At 49.4% G+C, this 241-nt stretch carries 1 protein-coding gene; it reads left to right on the forward strand.

Going from position 1 to position 241, the window contains the following annotated elements:
• Positions 1-195 (forward strand): hypothetical protein (locus SB822_RS60405; RefSeq protein ID WP_410859559.1); only part of this gene is annotated, 195 nt, incomplete at its 5' end.
• Between the last annotated feature and the right edge of the window lie 46 nt (positions 196-241).

The following is a 241-nucleotide window of genomic DNA, read 5'->3' on the forward strand; positions in this document are numbered from 1 at the left end:
AAACAATTCCAGAGCGAGAAAAAGGAAGGGCATGCGGTACTAGCGTGGCTGTACCTGTTTTCGGCAGGCGCCAGCTTACTGCTATGCATAGCGACCATCGTGGGCGCAACATCGCTTGTCTTTCCGCTGCTACTTATTCTGATAGTTATTGAAATATTGATAGCATGGCAAAAACACCGTGAAATCAACGAATGAGGGCGTGGACACCTTCAGTTTTGGGCTGCGCACGGTAAACGGTGCA

Origin of the sequence: Paraburkholderia sp. SIMBA_054 (assembly GCF_046534875.1) — a bacterium.
GTDB classification, from domain to species: domain Bacteria; phylum Pseudomonadota; class Gammaproteobacteria; order Burkholderiales; family Burkholderiaceae; genus Paraburkholderia; species Paraburkholderia hospita.